Consider the following 16,652-nt stretch of genomic DNA (forward strand, 5'->3'; position numbering starts at 1 on the left):
CTCGGCCTGGTCCTGTGGCTGGGCATGATCGCCCTCCGCCTGCACCCGCAGACCCGCGCCTGGGCCCCACGCGGCCATCCCCACCCCCCCATCGCCCGGGCGCCCGGCCGCCGCGCCCCCGGGACGACGCCCACACCGACCCCACGAGCGGGCGGAGCGTCGAGCCTGCCCGCCACCGCGTCCCTGCTGGCGGCCGACCCGTCGCCGGCGCCGGGTCCCGTCGCCCCCCGTCGAGAGGTGTGCAGATGAGCGAGTCGGCTCCTCCCCGCCCGATCGCCACGGAGCCGGCGACCGAACCCGGTCCCCACCTCCTCGCCGCGGACGCCGTCGCAGCGACGCTGGCCGTCGACCCGGCCCGCGGCCTGCCGGCGGCCGAGGTGGACCGCCGCCGGGACGAGCACGGTGAGAACCGGCTCGCCGAGCAGCCGCGCCGTCCCGCGCTCCTGCGCTTCCTCGACCAGTTCCGCAGCCTGCTGATCCTGCTCCTGCTGGGAGCCGCGCTGCTCGCCGGCGCCATCGGCGACCTCAAGGACACCGTCGTCATCCTGGTCGTGCTGCTGGTCAACGCCACCATCGGGTTCGTGCAGGAGAACAAGGCCGAGCGGAGCCTGGAGGCGCTGCGCGACATGCTGGTGCCGACCGCGCGGGTCCGCCGGGACGGCGCAGCCCGGGTCGTGGACGCCGCGGAGCTGGTGCCGGGGGACGTCGTCCTGCTCGAGGCCGGCGATCGGGTCCCCGCCGACGGGCGGCTGGTCGTGGCGAACTCGGTCGAGGTCGACGAGTCGGCGCTGACCGGGGAGTCCCAGCCGGTGCCCAAGGACACCGCCCGGGTGGACGCCGGTCCGGGCGAGCGGGTGCCCCTGGGCGACCGCAGCAACATGGTCTACATGAACACCAGCCTCACCCGGGGACGGGCGGAGGTGGTGGTGACCAGCACCGGCATGCGCACCGAGGTGGGTGCCATCGCCGAGCTGCTGCGCAGCGGCACCGACCCCCAGACGCCGCTGCAGGTCCAGCTGGACTCCCTCGGGAAGCGAATCGCGTTCATCGGCTGTGCCGCCATCGCCGCCTACGCGACGATCGCGCTGGCCCGCGGGGAGTCCGTCGGCGAGCTGGCGCTCTCCGCCGTCGCGCTGGCCGTCGCGACCGTGCCCGAGGGGCTGCCCGCCGTCCTGGCCCTCACCCTGGCCCTCGGCGTGGCCCGGATGGCCCGGCGCGGGGCCATCGTCAAGCGGCTCGCGTCGGTCGAGACGCTCGGGGCGGCCACCGTGGTCTGCAGCGACAAGACCGGCACGCTGACCCTCAACCAGATGACCGTCCGGGCCCTGGTCTACGCCGGCCGCCGGGTGCGCGTCGAGGGCGAGGGGTACCGCCCCGCCGGGGCACTCGTCGACGAGGTGAGCGGGGAGCCGGTCGACGACGCCGGCATGCTGCTCGAGCCCTTGGTGCTGTGCAGCGACGCCGGCCTCGCCCCCGGCCCGGACGACCGGCCGGGCATCGTCGGGGACCCCACCGAGGGCGCGCTGGTGGTCGCGGCGGCCAAGGCCGGGATCGACGCGGCGGCGCTGCGCACCGCCCGCCCGCGCACCGGCGAGCTGCCCTTCGACAGCGCGCGCAAGTTCATGGCCACCGTCCACGACGAGGGCGGGCGGACCCGGGTCGTGGTCAAGGGGGCGCCGGACGTGCTGCTCGCCCGGAGCAGCAGCGTGCTCACCGCCGACGGCGTGCGCCCCGTCGACGGCGCCGAGCGCGACCGGCTGGCGGCCGAGGTGTCGGCGCTGGCGTCGCAGGGGCTCCGCGTCCTCGCCGCGGCGACCACCCTGGCCGACGACGTGCCCGCCGACGGGGACGAGCTCACCGCGCGGCTGACCGGCCTGACGCTGCTCGGCCTGGTCGGCATCGCCGACCCGCCGCGACCGCAGGCCGCCGAGGCCATCGCCGTCGCCGCCCGTGCCGGTGTCGCGGTGAAGATGATCACCGGGGACCATCGCGACACGGCCGCGGCCATCGCGCGGGAGCTGGGCATCCGCGGCGAGGTGGTCACCGGTGAGGAGCTGGACCGGATGTCGCCGGAGCAGCTCTCCGACCGGGTCGAGGACGTCGGCGTCTTCGCCCGCGTCGCCCCCGAGCACAAGGTCGCCATCGTCTCGGCGCTGACCGCCCGGGGGCACGTGGTCGCCATGACCGGCGACGGGGTCAACGACGCCGCGGCCCTGCGCTCCGCGCACATGGGCGTGGCCATGGGCATCACCGGCACGGAGGTGACCAAGGAAGCCGGCGACATGATCCTCACCGACGACGACATCGCCACGATCGTCGACTCGGTGCGCGAGGGACGCGCGATCTACGACAACGTGGTGAAGTTCGTCCGTTTCCAGCTCTCCACCAACATGGGCGCGATCCTGTCCTTCCTGGGCGCCTCGGTGGCCGGCCTGGCGGCTCCGCTGACCGCCATCCAGGTGCTGTGGGTCAACATCATCATGGACGGCCCGCCCGCGATGGCCCTGGGTGTCGACCCCGCCCGCCCCGGGCTCATGGACGACCCGCCGCGCCGGCCGCAGGAGCGCATCCTGAACCGGACCCGAGTCCTGCGCATGGCCCGGGCCGGCGCGGTCATGGCGACCGGGACGCTCACCGTGCTGGCGGTGGCGACCGCGCAGGCCGGCGCCGCCGTGGGCGGCACGATGGCCTTCACGACCTTCGTGCTCTTCCAGTTCTTCAACGCGCTCAACGCCCGCGCCGAGGAGGGGACCGTGTTCACCGCGCACCTGTTCACCAACCGGTGGCTGTGGACGTCCTTCGTCGTCGTAGTGCTGCTCCAGGTGCTGGTCGTCCAGCTGCCACCGCTGCAGGAGCTCTTCGACACCACCTCGCTGACCGCCGGTCAGTGGGCCGTGTGCGCCGCGGTCGCGACCTCGGTGCTCCTGGTCGAGGAAACGGTCAAGCTCGCCCGGTCGAGGCGCGCCCGCCGCTGACCGGCTGCGCCGGCGTCCGGTCCCCGGTCACCAGCGCGAGGAAGTCCCCGACGCGGACGTGGTCCTCGAGCGGGTGGCGGAAGTGGCCCCGGGTCACCACGGTGTAGCGGTTGCGCCGGCCGACCCGCTGGCGGACGACGAAGCCGGCGTCCTCCAGGTCTCTGACGATCATCTGCACGGCCCGCTCCGTGATGCCGACCAGGGCCGCGACGTCCCGCATCCGGACGTCGGGGTCGAGGGCCAGGCTCACCAGCACGTGCCCGTGATTGGAGAGGAAGGTCCACCCCGGCGAAGGCGTTGTCACGCGAAGCACAGTACGTGAATCCGTAGCGTCCTCAACCCGGCTCCACCCCACCCGGGGGATCAGCCCGGACCAGGCCCGCGCCCCCCGTCGGGCCGCGCTCCTGCCGCGTCCCCGGGGCCAGGGGGGCACCCGATCGCCAGGTGGCCTCCCCGATGGCCACCCCCGCGACGGGGACGGTGAGCAGCTGCAGTGCCGCGGCCGCCAGCAGGATCAGCACCGACAGGACGCCGGGGGTCAGCACCGCGACGCCGACGAGCACGGACACGACGCCCAGACCCGCCGCCTTGGTCACCGTGTTGGCGCGGTTGTAGGCGTCGGGCATCCGGAAGAGCCCGAGTGCGGCGATCCCGAACAGCGCCACACCCAGCGCCACCGCCACCCCGCCCACGACGACCGGCACCGTCACGACGACCCCCGGGCGACCAGCCGGGCCACGGCCACCGTCGCGACGAAGCCGACCAGGGTGGCCACGAGCACCAGGTCCAGCAGCACCGGTTCGTCGAGCCGCACCGCCAGCAGGGCGGCCGCGGCGATGAACGCGGCGAAGCCGAGGTCGACCGCCAGCACCCGGTCGGCGTCGGTGGGGCCGACCGCGATCCGCACCATGGCCAGCGCCAGCGCCAGACCCAGCAGGACGAGCGCGGCATCCAGCAGCACCTCCACCACCTCCCGGTCAGTCCGCGCCGTCGGGCGCCCGGCGGGGGCGCACGGCGTCCAGCAACTGGTCCTCGAGCACCCCGAGGTCGGCGCGGAAGGCGGCGAGATCGGGGGCGTGCATCCCGTGCACCGTCAGGTGCGCACGGTCCGGCGACAGCGCGAGCGCCATGGTGCCCGGGGTGAGCGTGATGAGCCCCATGAACGCCGCGATCTCCGTGGGCGTCCGGCACCGCAGCTCGAGCTCCACCACCGCCGGGGCCAGCGGCGGGCGTCCGGTGACGACCACCCGGGCCACCGTCAGGTTCGCCCGCAGGAACCGGAGCAGGTACGCCCCGCAGAGGACGGCGATCCGCGCGGGCCGTGACCGGCGGGCCCGGCCCACCGCGGTGGGCACGCGGGCAGGTGCGACGGGGCGGCTCACGACGAGGTCACCGCCGTCACGTACGCCGTCGTGTCCACCAGGCCGCGGGCCGCCGCGTCGGCGACGGCGAGCAGCGGCTCGGCCCAGATGCCGAGCCCGACCGCGAGGATGGCGAGCAGGAGCGCGGGCGCGACCAGCGCCGGCCGCACCCTCGGCCGCGTGGCGGGGGGCGCCACCACCACGCCCGGCTGCCCCGGGCCGGCGTCCGGACCGGCCGCGCCAGGCCCACCGGGCTCCGGCGCGGCCTCGGTGAAGACAGCGTTCCAGACCTTGAGCATCGAGGTCAGCGTGAGCAGGCTGACGACGACGACGACCCCGGCCGCCACGTGCTGCCCGGCGTCCAGCGTCGCGTCGAGCAGGGCGAGCTTCGCGACGAACCCGGAGAGCGGGGGGACGCCGACCAGGGCGAGCGCCGAGAGCCCGAAGGCCACGGCCAGTGCGGGCTCCCGCCGACCCAGGCCGCGCAAGCGGGCCAGCTCGTCCGTGCCGTGAGTGACCTCCACCGCGCCCGCGCACATCAGCAGCGCCGCCTTGACCAGCACGTACTGCACCAGGAAGAAGATCCCGGCGGCCAGTCCCGCGACGGTGGACAGGGCCAGTCCGACGACCATGTAGCCGATCTGGCTGACCATGTGGAAGGTGAGCACCGACCGCATGGTCCGCTCCCCCACGGCGCCCAGCACACCGATGACCATGGTGGCCACGCCGGCGGCCATGAGCAGCCACAGCCAGCGCCGGTCCCCGTCGAAGACCACCGACCAGATCCGGTAGAGGGCGTACACCCCGACCTTGGTCAGCAGTCCGGAGAAGAGCACGACCACCGCCGGCCCGGCCGCGGCGTACGAGCCGGGCAGCCAGCTGTGCAACGGGACGACGGCGGCCTTGACCGCCAGCGCGACCAGGACCACCGCGCCGGCGATCCCCACCTCCGGGGCCGCGGCAGCGCCCGCCAGCTCGCCCAGGGCCACCGTGCCGGTCACGCCGTAGACCAGCCCGACGCCGGCCAGGAACAGGGTGGAGGCGAGCAGGTTCACCGCCAGGTAACGGCGTCCGGCCGCCAGCCGCCGCGCCCCGCCCCCGGCGACGAGCAGCACGTAGCTCGGCACGAGCATGACCTCGACGAAGACGAACAGGTTGAACAGGTCGCCGGTGAGCAGCGCGCCGTAGACCCCGGTGGACAGCACCAGGGCCAGCGGCACGAAGGACCCGTCGTCCTCCCCCGTCGCCGCCGCGAACACCAGGCTGACCAGCACGAGCGCGGACGTGACCACCAGCAGCAGCGCGCTCAGCACGTCGGCCACCAGCACGATGGCGATGCCCGGCGGCCAGCCACCCAGCCGGGCGGTGGTGAGCTGCCCCTCGACCGTCGCGGCGAGCAGGACGGCGCCGACCGCCAGCACCAGCGCGCTGACACCCCACCCGACCACCCGGACGAGCACCGGGGAGCGCCGCCCGGCGAGCACGAGCACCCCCGCGGCGGCGAGCGGGGCCGCGACGGGGACGACCAGCAGGGCCGGGCTCACGGCGCACCGCCGATCCGGTGGGCGTCGTCGCGCTCCCCGTCCCGGGCGTCGACGGGGTCGGGGTCACCGGGGTCCGGGGCGGCCTCGTCGGGGCGTTCCGCCCGCACGAGGCCCAGCAGGTAGACGGTGATGCCGAAGGCGATGACGATGGCGGTCAGCACGAACGCCTGGGGCAGCGGGTCCGCCGTCGTCGCGGGAGCACCGCGGCCGGCGAACGGCGCGCCGCGGCGGTCGGTGCCCCCGGCGGCGAGGAGCAGCACGTTGACCGCGTGGCCCAGCAGCACGAACCCGAAGACCACGGGCAGGGGCCCCCGCTGCAGCACCAGCCAGACACCGCCGGCCACCAGCACCCCGATCAGCACGGCCGCGCTCATGACGACACCGTCCTGCCGGTGACCGCGAGGTCCGCGCCGGTCCGGGGCTCCGGGCCGGGCGCCACCTCGGACCGGACCGGCGGCTGCACGGGGCCGACGGGCTCCGGCCGGTCGCCGAGCCGGTCGAGGGTGGCGACGACCAGGCCGAGGACCATCAGCAGCACGCCGGTGTCGAACAGCAGGGCGGAACCGACGCCGACCGCCCCCAGCAGCGGCAGGTCGAAGGGAGCCAGGAACGCGCCGCCGAGCACGCCGCCGAGCAGCCCGGTGCCGAGCGCGAGGAGCAGGCCGGCACCCACCAGCACGTCCGGGCGCAGCCACCGCGGCAGCCGGCCGTGGGCCAGCTGGGACAGGGCCACGGCCGCCCCGGAGACCAGCGCGGCGATGAACCCCCCGCCGGGCGCGTCGTGCCCCCGCCAGAGGAGGACCACCGCCAGCAGCGCCACGCCGGGGACGATCAGCCGCCCGCTCGCCTCCAGCACCACGTCGGTGCCGCTGGCCGCGCGCCGGGCGGCCGGTGCCGGCCGGCGGGACCGGGCGGGACCGTCGCCGAAGAGGGCGAGGAGGCCCAGGGCCGCGACGCCCAGCACCACTGCCTCACCGAGGGTGTCCATCGCGCGGAAGTCCACCAGGATCGTGTTGACCACGTTGCTGCCTCCCGTCGCGGGTTCGGCGGTGCGGAGGAACCAGTCGCCGGCCACCGACGACCCCCGGCGGCCGGTGAGTGCGACCGTGGCCGCAGCCGCCGCGAGACCGCAGGCCAGCGCCAGCGCGCCGGCCTGGAGCAGACGGCGGCGCTGCACCCGGGGCAGCTGCCGGGGCCCTCCGCGCAGGACGAGCACGACGACGACCGCGGTCAGCACCTCGACCAGGAGCAGGGTCAGCGCGACGTCCGGCGCACCGGCCAGGAGGAACCAGGCGGAGACCAGCAGCCCCACCATGCCCAGCAGCGCGACGACCGCCAGCGTCGAGCGGACGACCACCGTGCCGACGACGGCGCCCGCGACCAGGACGACCACCGGCCAGTCGAGGGCGGCGTCGGTGGCGTTGCGGGCCGGCAACCCCTCGAGGGCGGACGACCCGGCGATCCCGAGCGCGGCGATGACGACCAGCGGGCGGGCCAGGTGGCCGGCCAGTCCCTCCTGGCGGTCCGGGCTGCCCACCCACCGGCCGAAGGCCAGCACGCCGTCGTGGGCCCGGTCGAACAGTGCACCACCGTCGGGCAGTGGCACCCGGTCCAGCAGCCGGTCGACCTGCCGTCGCCGCAGGAACAGCACCAGCCCGGTGCTGACGGCGACCGCCGACATGACGATCTCCGGACTGAGTCCGTGCCAGAACTGGAAGGGCCGCATCGGCGCATCGGGCAGCACGTCGGCACCGGCCCGGACCACGACCGGGTTGAGCAGGTTGATGCCCGACCCCAGGACCAGCCCCGCGAGAGCCGGCACCACTGCGGGCGCCAGGAAGGCCGGCGAGGGCTCGTACAGGTCGGGTTGGCGGGTCACGCCGCCGAAGGCGCCGAAGAAGATCCGCAGGCCGTAGGCGGTGGTGAGCGCGGAGGCCGTGACGCCCAGCACCCCGGCCACCAGGCCGGCACCGGGCACGACGTCGGCCTGGAAGAGGCCCTGGAACAGGTACTCCTTGCTGACGAACCCGAGCAGCGGCGGGATGCCGGCCATCGACAGGCCGGCCAGCCCGGTGACCGCGGCGGTCACCGGCATCACCCGCCACAGCCCCGACAGCTGACGGATGTCGCGGCTGCCGGTCTCCTTGTCGATGATCCCGACCAGCATGAACAGCGTGGCCTTGAACAGCGCGTGGGCGGCCGTGTGCAGCATCGCGGCGGCCAGGGCGGTGCCCGTGCCCACCCCGATCGCCGCGACGAGGAAGCCGAGCTGGCTGACCGTCGAGTGGGCGAGGATCGCCTTCAGGTCGTGCTGCCGCAGCGCCATGAAGGCGCCGACCAGCGCCGAGGTGAGCCCGACCGACAGCAGCAGGGCCGACCACAGCGGCAGGTCGGAGAACAGCGGCGAGGTCCGCATCAGCAGGTAGATGCCGGCCTTGACCATCGTCGCGGCGTGCAGGTAGGCGCTGACCGGCGTCATCGCGACCATCGCGCCGGGCAGCCAGAAGTGCAGGGGCACCTGCGCGGACTTGGTGAAGGCGGCGAAGGCGACCAGCAGGGCGATCGGTCCGGCCAGCGGCGAGTCGAGCACCCGGTCGGGGTCGGCGAGGATCGCCGCCAGGTCCGTGGTGCCGGTGACCCCGGTCAGCAGGACGACGGCCACGAGCAGGGCCAGCCCCCCGGCGGCGGTGACGAGCAGCGCCCGCCGGGCCGGCCGGGTGGCCCGGCCACCGGTCAGCCCGACCAGCAGGAAGGAGCAGAAGGTGGTCAGCTCCCAGAAGACGAACAGCAGCACCACATCGGCGGCCAGGACCAGGCCGAGCATCGCCGCGGCGAAGAGGGTCAGCAGCCCGTACACCGCACCGTGCCGCCCGGTGGGCCCCAGGTAGCGGGGGCAGTAGGCCATGATCAGCGCGCCGACGCCGAGCACGATCATGCTGAACAGCAACGCGAGCCCGTCGAGCCGGAGGGCGAAGTCGACGTCCAGGGAGGGCAGCCAGCGGGCGGACACGTCCACCGTCCCACCGGCCAGCACGTGCGGCACGGCCGATCCCAGCAGAGCCGCCACGCCGGCGAAGCCCGCGGCCAGGGCGTAGCCGGCGTTGCGTCCCCAGCCCGCCCGCACCAGCAGCGGTGCCGCGGCGGCCAGGAGCGCCATGGCCGCCAGGGCGAGCACCAGGATCACGGCGGACTCCCGCGCGCACCCCGGCTCCCGGCGCGACAGTCGAGCAGCGACACGTCGACCTCCCCGTCAGCACGGGACAATAGGGGTGCACTGCAATTCTAGAACCAAATTGCGTACATTGTCGATCGAGCGGACGCCCGGCCACCAGTCCGCCGAGCCTCCCGCACACCCGGTCGGGGCCCTAGACTCCGCGCGTGGGGCTCCTCACGACACTGGCGCTGCTGGCCGGGTTCGCGGCGCTGGTCCTCGGGGGCGAGCTGCTCGTGCGCGGCGGCAGCGGCCTGGGACGGGCGACCGGGCTGTCACCGCTGGTCGTCGGCCTGACGGTGGTCGCCTTCGCCACCTCGGCGCCCGAGCTCGCGGTCTCCCTCGACGCGACGCTGTCCGGCACGCCGGGCCTCGCCGTCGGCAACGTAGTCGGCAGCAACATCACCAACGTGCTACTGGTACTCGGTCTGGCGGCTGTGGTCCTGCCGGTCACCGTCCGCAGCCAGCTGGTGCGCCTGGACGTCCCGGTCATGGTGGCGCTGTCGGTACTGGTGTTGCTCCTGGCCCTCGACGGCGCGGTCGGTCGGCTGGAGGGGGCGGTGCTCGTGGCGCTGCTCGTGCCCTACGTCGCCTGGACCGTCATCCTCGGACGCCGTGCGGGGACGGACGAGCAGAGCGACACGCCTGCGACCACGGCCCCCACCAGGCCACTGGTCGACCTGGTCCGCCTGGTCGTGGGGGTGGCGTTGCTGGTGGCCGGAGCCCGGCTGCTGGTCACTGCCGCCACCGACCTGGCGGGCGCGCTCGGCGTCAGCGACCTGGTGATCGGCTTGACCGTCGTCGCCATCGGCACGTCCTTGCCGGAGCTGGCGACCTCGGTCATCGCCGCCGTGCGCGGGGAGCGCGAGATGGCCATCGGGAACGTCGTGGGCAGCAACATCTTCAACATCACCGCGGTGCTCGGCCTGACCGCCGGGATCGCCCCGGACGGCGTACCGGTGGACGCGGCGGCGCTGCGGTTCGACCTGCCCGTCATGGTCGCGGTGGCGATCGCGCTGCTGCCGGTGGTGTTCACCGGGTTCACCATCGCCCGCTGGGAGGCGGCGGTCTTCGTGGGCTACTACGCGGTGTACGTCACCTACCTCCTCTTGGCCGCCGCCGACCACGACGCACTCGAGCCCTTCAGTGCGGCACTGTTCGGGTTCGCGCTCCCCATCACCGCGCTGACCCTGCTGGTGCTCACGGCGCACGAGGTCCGGCTCCACCGCATCCGCGGCGGCACACCCGCCCCGGGCGGATGAGGCGCACGGCTCGCGCTGCGTCTGACGCCGGTCACGGCGACGTCCACCTGTCCCCGACCTGCGGCGGAACCCGCGGATGCCACCCCGGCCCGCCCGGTCGGCCGCCTGAGCCGGTCAGCTCCACGACCCGTGACCGGGAGACGCAGCCGGTCCCGATCCGGGCGGTGATGGCAGGGCTGCGAGGAGACACGCTAACGGCCGCAGGTGGCTGAGCTCGGTCAGGCCGAGGCCTCCGGCCGCCCCGGCCAGCGTCACGATCGGTGCAGCAGTGGTCCGATGAGGATCTCGGTGCCGTCGGGCCGCCAGGTGCGCCATCGGCCGCCGGGATCTCGTTCCACCCGGAAGCCGTGGTGGACCTTCGTGTGGTGCCGTTCGCACAGGAGCGCGGAGTTCTCCAGGTTGGTCTCGCCACCGTGCACCCAGTGGATCAGGTGGTGCACGTCGCACCACCAGGTGGGCGCCCCGCAACCGGCGAAGACGCAACTGCGGTCGCGGCGCTCGACGGCCCGGCGCAGGCCGGGCGTCACCACCCGGTGCCGACGGCCCAGCTCCAGCGGCTCCCCGTCAGGACCCATGACGATCCGGGAGACATCCGCGTCGCAGGCCAGCCACCGGGCCCGGGCGGCGGAGATCGTCGCCCCGAACCCCAGCTCCCCCGCACCGGCGCCGGTGGCCGGGTCGACCAGGTCCGCCAGGTCGATGCCCACCACCACGTGCGGCTTCACCGTGCGCAGGGTCGGGAGGTTGCCCGAGGCGAGCTGGTTGTCGCACAGCTGCACGAGCGCGTCTGCGTTCTGCTGGGACCGGGTGCGGGTGTCGCCCTTCGGGCGGTCGGCCTGCACGATCGACTCGATCGCCGCCTGCACCTTCTCCCCACCGCCGGCGTCCAGGTCGAACCGGCCGGTGATGCTGCCGTCGGCGTTCCTGGAGATCGACAGCCGGCGCCCCTCGGTCGGGTCGGGCTCGCAGCCGTCAGGGTCGAGGGCGCCGAGGAAGGCCTGCACCGCCACCCCGAGTGAGGCGTGCGAGCACTCCCGCGCCACGTCTGCCCATGCCTGGTCGAACCCGGCCAGGTCGATGCCCTGCTCCTCCGCCTGCGCCACCTCGCCGGGACCGACCGCAGCCGCCACCACCTCGACCTGCGCCGCCGTCACCTCTCCGGCCGCGAACCCGGCCGCGAGCACCGGGAGGTGTTCCAGCACCCGGCCGGCCCGCAGCACCCGCGACGCCTCGTTCACCGAGAGCCGCACGTGCCCGATCAGCCACGACCGCATGCTCTTCAGCCCGTCGTGCTCGGCCGCCTGGGTCGTTCCCGCGTGCCGCACCGTCCGCGCCAGCTCAGCGTCGAGCCGGTTCCGCGCCGCCACCAGCAACGCCGTCCGGTCCAGCACCGCCCGATCGGTCGACGCGTGCAGGTCCTCGCTCGCCAACCCGTCGAGTGTCGACAGCAGATCGCACCCGAACAGGTCACCGGGGAGCTCGACCACCACGTTCGGCGCGGGGGCGTCCAGCGTCATCGAGCCAGTCACCGAACACCTCCTCACCGCTTCGAACGTGTGTACGAAGAATACCGGCCCGGGATGGCCAGGACAACACGAAACCGCAGCTCAGGAGCCTGTCCACAGATCGTCTGGCGGTCTTGACAGACCGCCCTCGGGCAGTGCCCGAGGATCACCTGCCGGGCGCGCAACACGACCAGCGCACCTCCCGTCCAACCGACCTCCGGGCGCGCAACACCGCCAGCGCACCTCCCGTCCAAGCGACCTCCGGGCGCGCCACGGGGCCGAGCGCACCTCCCGCCCAGCCGCCCCCGGACGCCGCGCGGCCGAGCACACCTCCCCTCCAGGCGGCCCTCCAGTCGCGCCACGCGGCCGAGCGCACCTCCCGTCAGGCGGTCCTCCGGGTGGCGCCGTCCGACGGAGCGCACCTCCCGTCCAGGCGGCCGGGTTCAGCCCCTGCGGCTGCGGTGAGGCCAGGCGCGGTCGATCCACTCGCCGAGCAGCGCACCGAACACCTCGGGCCGCTCGTGCACCAGCGCGTGGCCGGCGCCGTCCACGACCGCCAGGGTGGCGTTCGGGTGGTGCGCGAGGAGGCCGACCGCGTCGGCGTACCCGACGGTGGAGTCGCGGCGCCCGGCGACGACGAGGGTGGGACCGCCGTAGCCCGCGCCCAGGTCGATCGCCCACCCGCTGAAGACCCGTTCCAGCGCTGCTTCGTCCTCGACCGTCGTGCCGGGGACGACCGAGTCGCGGTAACGGCGGGCTGTCGCGCGCGTCCGCACCACGAGGTACTCGTCGAAGCCCGCCCGCTGCTCCGGCGCCAGCTCGTCGTACGCGTCATCGTCCTGGCGGACCACCTGGTGCTCGGGCACCTGCCCGGTCCCCCCGCCCAGCGGGCACACCAGCGCGAGGCCGAGCACGAGCTCCGGACGGCGGGCCGCCAGACCGCGCGCCAGGTAGGCGCCGTAGGAGTGCCCGAGCAGCAGCACCGGCCCCTCCCCCAGCTGCTCGACGAAGCCGGCGAGCACCGTGACGACGTCGTCGTTGCCGTTCAGCCCCTCGGTCGTCGTCCGGCCCATCCCGGGCAGGTCCGGGTAGACCCGACGCAGCCCGACGTCCGGGACGACGGCCTCGACCGCCGCCTCGATCTCCCGGTGGTCCACGCCGGCGCCGTGCAGCGCGACGAGCGGCAGACCGCTCCCGTGCGCGACGGCGTGGACCGACACCGCGCCGACCTGGTTGTCCACGTCGGTGCCGGTCAGCGGTCCGGGAGGGGCTCGCACTGCATGGACGTGGCCTCTGCTGCTGCCGTCCGCATGTCACCCGCCCCCGGGCCTCGACGTTGGAGCCGACTCCTGATCCTGGCGTCCAGCGGGACCTCGACACAAGGGAGCGCCGCTGGCCCGTCACCGGCTCGGTCCGCATGCTCACCGTGCGCCTGCTCGGTCGCGACGATCGGGTCGCCGCCACCCGCCACCCGCCGCCGGCCCGAGGCGCGGTGACGCCCGGCGCGCCGAGCGCGACGCCCACCGCGACGTCGCCTTCTCCCTGGTCCGGGACGCCGCCGCGTAGCGGGGGCACGACGGAGGGCCCGGCAGCTCGCAGCTGACGGGCCCTCCCCCGCGGTCAGACCGGCACGCCGGCCCGGGCCTCGTCCCGCCGGCCGGCGGTGAGTTCCCCGGCAGGGACGGCGTCCTCGTCGGGCGCCTCCGGCTCGATCGTGGGCAGCAACCGGTCCAGCCACCCCGGCAGCCACCAGCTCCTACGGCCCAGCAGGGTCATCGTGGCCGGCACCAGCACCATCCGGACGACGGTGGCGTCCAGCAGCACCGCGACCGCCATGCCCAGCCCCAGCTGCCGGACGACGAGGTCGGTCTCGGTGGCGAACCCGAGGAAGACGACGACCATGACGGCCGCGGCGGTGGAGATGACCCGCCCCGTGCCGGCGACGCCCCGCACGACGCTGTCCCGGGCGTCCCCGCTGCGCAGCCAGTGCTCCCGGATCCGGGAGAGCAGGAACACCTCGTAGTCCATCGAGAGGCCGAACAGGATCGCGAACATCAGGATCGGCAGCCAGCTCGACACCGGCATCGCGCCGTCCAGGCCCACCAGGTCGCTGCCCCAGCCCCACTGGAACACCGCGGTGACGACGCCGTAGGCCGCACCGATGGACAGCAGGTTGAGCACCGCCGCCTTCACCGGCACCACCGCCGAGCGGAACATCGCGGCCAGCAGCAGCATCGAGACCGCGACGACGAAGCCGACGACCAGCCACAGCCGGTCCGACAGCAGCACGGAGATGTCGGAGAACATCGCGGTGCTGCCCGTGACCTCCGCGCCGTCCAGGTCGGCGCGCAGCTGGGCGAGGAGGTCCGGGGTGCGCTCGTCGGCCGGCCCGAACGCCGGTTGGACCTCCAGCACGGCGACCGCACCGTCGGGTGAGACCACCGGCGGGCTGACCGCGACGACGTCGTCGATCCCGCCCAGCCGGGCCGCGGCCGCCGCGACGCCGTCGTCACCGACGGCCGCCCGGTCGACCACCACGGTGAACGGCCCGTTCGCCCCGGCACCGAACTCCGCCGCGATCAGGTCGTAGGCCTGCCGCGTGGTGCTGTCGGCGGCGTTGTTGGACACGTCCCGCGGGAAGGTCCGCATGTCGAAGGCGGGCGCAGCGAGCGCCCCGATGAGGGCGAAGGCGGCCAGCGCCCACGGCACCGGATGGCGGGCGACAGCGGCGGCCCACCGTGCCGACAACGATGCCCGTGCCGGTCGCGGCCGCCGGGGCGGCAGGCCCCGCCGCTCCCGGCGGGGCAGCAGCCGGCGGCCGAGCAGCCCGCAGAACGCGGGGACCAGCGTCAGGGCGGCCGCGGCGACCGCGACCACCGAGATGCCCGTCGCGAAGCCGTAGGAGGAGTAGATGGGCACGCCGGCCAGCGGGAGCCCCATCAGCGACACCAGGACGATCGCCGCCGCGAAGAGCACCGACCGGCCCGCGGTGGCGGTCGCCCGGCCCGCGGCCTCGACGACCGGGACTCCGGCACGCAGGTGCTCGAGGTGGCGGGAGACGAGCAGCAGCGCGTAGTCGATGCCGACGCCGAGGCCCACCATCACCGCGACGGTCGGGGCGGTGGTGCTGACGTCGGTCACGGCGGCCAGCAGGGTCACCCCGGCCGCGGAGACGCCGAGGCCGGCGAGGGCCACCAGCAGCGGCAGCCCGGCCGCCACGACCGTCCCCAGGACCAGCACCATGAGCACGAGGGCCACGACGACGCCGACGACCTCGCCGGTGCCCTGCACCTCCTCGGGGGACGTGTTCGGCAGCTGGCCGCCGAGCTCCACCTGCAGGCCGTCGCCGACCCCGCGGACCGCGGTCTCCAGCGCCTCGACGCCCAGGCCACCGGCGAGGTCCGGGTCGGTGACCGGCACGTCGAAGCCGACGGTCAGCAGCGCGGTGTCCCGGTCCGCGGAGAACCGCGGCGGCGTGACCGAGGTGACGTGGTCGACCTCGGCGACCCGGGCGGTCAGCTCGGCGACGTCCGCGTCGGTCACCGGGTCGCCGTCCGGGTCGTGGACGACGACCTGGGCGGAGCTGCCGGCCGCGCCCGAACCCGGGAAGTGCTCGCGCAGCTGCTCGATGCCGACGAGCGCCGGCGCGCCCTCGACGTCGAAGTCGTCCTGCGGCGTGCCGCCGAGGGCGCCGGCGGTGAGGGTGGCCACGACGACGAGGAGCACCCAGGAGACCAGCGTGCGCCACGGGTGGGCGGCCGACGACCGGCCGAGACGGTGCAGGAGGCGCGTCACGACCGGTCCTCGGAGTGCGCGGCACCGGACGGTGCGAGGGACTGGGCGCCGATGACCGTGAGCACCTGCAGCTTCTCGTAGCTCTCCGTGCCCGGCGCGGCGGTGTAGACCATCAGGCGGTGGGCCTGGTGCGGGTCGACCAGCGTCTGGCAGTTCAGCTCCAGCCGGCCGACCTCGGGGTGCTGGTAGCGCTTGACCTCGTCGAGGTGGATGCCGACCTCGTGCACCTCCCACAGCGACCGGAACTCCTCGCTCCGTGCCAGCAGCAGGTCGGCCAGGTGCGCCGCCCGTGAGCCGGGCCCACGCATCGTGACCAGGGCGCGCAGCCCGGCGGCGTAGGTGCGCGACATGTGCGCGTGGTCCTCCGGCACGTACAGCGCCCGGGCCGCCGGGTCGGTGAACCACCGGTACCCCCGGCTGCGCGCCGGCCCGGTGTACCGCATCGCATCGCCGACGAGCGCGATCCCGGGCGCCGTCTGCCGCAGGGTCTCCCCGACCTCGGTGACGATCTCGGCGGGGGTGTCGGCGAGGCGGTCGAAGATCCGCAGCAGGCCGGGGCTGATGTGCTCGCTGCCCGCGCCCCGCGGCGGCGGCTGGTGCCCGGCGAGCCGGAACAGGTGGTCGCGCTCGTCGAGGGACAGGTGCAGCCCCTGCGCGATCGAGGCGATCATCTGCTCCGACGGCTGCGGACCGCGCTCGCGCTCCAGCCGGGTGTAGTAGTCCGCCGACATGTGGCAGAGGGCGGCCACCTCCTCGCGCCGCAGCCCGGCGGTCCGGCGGCGCGGCCCACGGGGCAGGCCGACGTCCTCGGGTTGGAGCAACTCGCGGCGCCCCCGGAGGAACACCGCCAGTCCTGCTCGATCGATCCCCACGTGTGCCTCCTGGTGTGCGTCCCGGCGACCTGTCGACCCCGGCTGGCGCTGTGTCTACCGGCGCGCCAGCGGCGCAGGCAGGGCCTGCCGATCCCCCTCTGACCAGCTCGGACGGGGGGATCGACAG

At 74.8% G+C, this 16,652-nt stretch carries 13 protein-coding genes; 2 read left to right on the forward strand and 11 right to left on the reverse strand.

Annotated elements, in window-relative coordinates; all coding sequences use genetic code 11:
* Positions 1-245 precede the first annotated feature (245 nt).
* Complete coding sequence (locus FB380_RS00110) at positions 246-2,975, forward strand: cation-translocating P-type ATPase (RefSeq protein ID WP_166753313.1); 2,730 nt, start codon at positions 246-248, stop codon at positions 2,973-2,975.
* Here the strand turns inward: FB380_RS00110 and FB380_RS00115 are convergent.
* Genes FB380_RS00115 through mbhE form a run of 7 tightly spaced genes read right to left on the reverse strand, consistent with a single transcriptional unit; the run spans position 2,941 to position 9,064 of the window.
* Positions 2,941-3,279: a helix-turn-helix transcriptional regulator gene (locus FB380_RS00115; protein WP_229682011.1), complete on the reverse strand. Its 339-nt coding sequence runs from the start codon at positions 3,277-3,279 to the stop codon at positions 2,941-2,943. The genes FB380_RS00110 and FB380_RS00115 overlap by 35 nt on opposite strands.
* 31 nt (positions 3,280-3,310) lie before the next feature.
* On the reverse strand, positions 3,311-3,685 hold the full coding sequence (locus FB380_RS00120; RefSeq protein WP_166753314.1) for a monovalent cation/H(+) antiporter subunit G: 375 nt from the start codon (positions 3,683-3,685) through the stop codon (positions 3,311-3,313).
* Complete coding sequence (locus tag FB380_RS00125; RefSeq protein ID WP_229682012.1) at positions 3,682-3,936, reverse strand: MrpF/PhaF family protein; 255 nt, start codon at positions 3,934-3,936, stop codon at positions 3,682-3,684. The genes FB380_RS00120 and FB380_RS00125 overlap by 4 nt, the downstream gene beginning before the upstream one ends.
* 16 nt (positions 3,937-3,952) lie before the next feature.
* Entirely contained in the window at positions 3,953-4,357 is a 405-nt protein-coding gene (locus FB380_RS25140) for a Na+/H+ antiporter subunit E (protein ID WP_166753315.1), read from the reverse strand.
* Entirely contained in the window at positions 4,354-5,880 is a 1,527-nt protein-coding gene (locus FB380_RS00135) for a proton-conducting transporter transmembrane domain-containing protein (RefSeq protein WP_166753316.1), read from the reverse strand. The genes FB380_RS25140 and FB380_RS00135 overlap by 4 nt, the downstream gene beginning before the upstream one ends.
* On the reverse strand, positions 5,877-6,254 hold the full coding sequence (locus FB380_RS00140) for a sodium:proton antiporter (RefSeq protein ID WP_166753317.1): 378 nt from the start codon (positions 6,252-6,254) through the stop codon (positions 5,877-5,879). Before FB380_RS00140 ends, FB380_RS00135 begins: the two co-directional genes overlap by 4 nt.
* On the reverse strand, positions 6,251-9,064 hold the full coding sequence (gene mbhE / locus FB380_RS00145; protein WP_229682013.1) for a hydrogen gas-evolving membrane-bound hydrogenase subunit E: 2,814 nt from the start codon (positions 9,062-9,064) through the stop codon (positions 6,251-6,253). Before mbhE ends, FB380_RS00140 begins: the two co-directional genes overlap by 4 nt.
* Positions 9,065-9,258: 194 nt before the next feature.
* Here mbhE and FB380_RS00150 point away from each other — a divergent pair, with 194 nt between their 5' ends.
* Positions 9,259-10,353 (forward strand): calcium/sodium antiporter, encoded by a 1,095-nt coding sequence (locus FB380_RS00150; RefSeq protein WP_166753318.1) that lies wholly within the window; start codon positions 9,259-9,261, stop codon positions 10,351-10,353.
* Positions 10,354-10,604: 251 nt separating this feature from the next.
* On the opposite strand, the gene FB380_RS00155 is transcribed toward FB380_RS00150, so the two are convergent.
* The 4 genes from FB380_RS00155 to FB380_RS00170 form a co-directional block, all read right to left on the reverse strand.
* Entirely contained in the window at positions 10,605-11,882 is a 1,278-nt protein-coding gene (locus FB380_RS00155) for an HNH endonuclease signature motif containing protein (RefSeq protein ID WP_229682014.1), read from the reverse strand.
* 419 nt (positions 11,883-12,301) lie between these two features.
* A complete protein-coding gene (locus tag FB380_RS00160; RefSeq protein ID WP_229682015.1) occupies positions 12,302-13,135 on the reverse strand; it encodes an alpha/beta fold hydrolase in 834 nt (277 codons plus the stop codon).
* A 343-nt stretch (positions 13,136-13,478) separates the two neighbouring features.
* The gene (locus FB380_RS00165) at positions 13,479-15,653 is read right to left on the reverse strand and encodes an MMPL family transporter (RefSeq protein ID WP_166753319.1); all 2,175 of its coding nucleotides are present in this window, start codon (positions 15,651-15,653) and stop codon (positions 13,479-13,481) included.
* Positions 15,650-16,525 (reverse strand): helix-turn-helix transcriptional regulator, encoded by an 876-nt coding sequence (locus FB380_RS00170; protein ID WP_166753320.1) that lies wholly within the window; start codon positions 16,523-16,525, stop codon positions 15,650-15,652. The genes FB380_RS00165 and FB380_RS00170 overlap by 4 nt, the downstream gene beginning before the upstream one ends.
* Positions 16,526-16,652: the final 127 nt, after the last annotated feature.

It is taken from the genome of Modestobacter marinus, from assembly GCF_011758655.1.
GTDB lineage: Bacteria > Actinomycetota > Actinomycetes > Mycobacteriales > Geodermatophilaceae > Modestobacter > Modestobacter marinus.

What these genes read in the sequence shown, in the direction of transcription:
- FB380_RS00110 (WP_166753313.1), top strand. Translation starts at nt 246, where the DNA reads ATGAGCGAGTCGGCTCCTCCCCGCCCGATCGCCACGGAGCCGGCGACC.
- FB380_RS00140 (WP_166753317.1), bottom strand. Translation starts at nt 6,254, where the DNA reads ATGAGCGCGGCCGTGCTGATCGGGGTGCTGGTGGCCGGCGGTGTCTGG.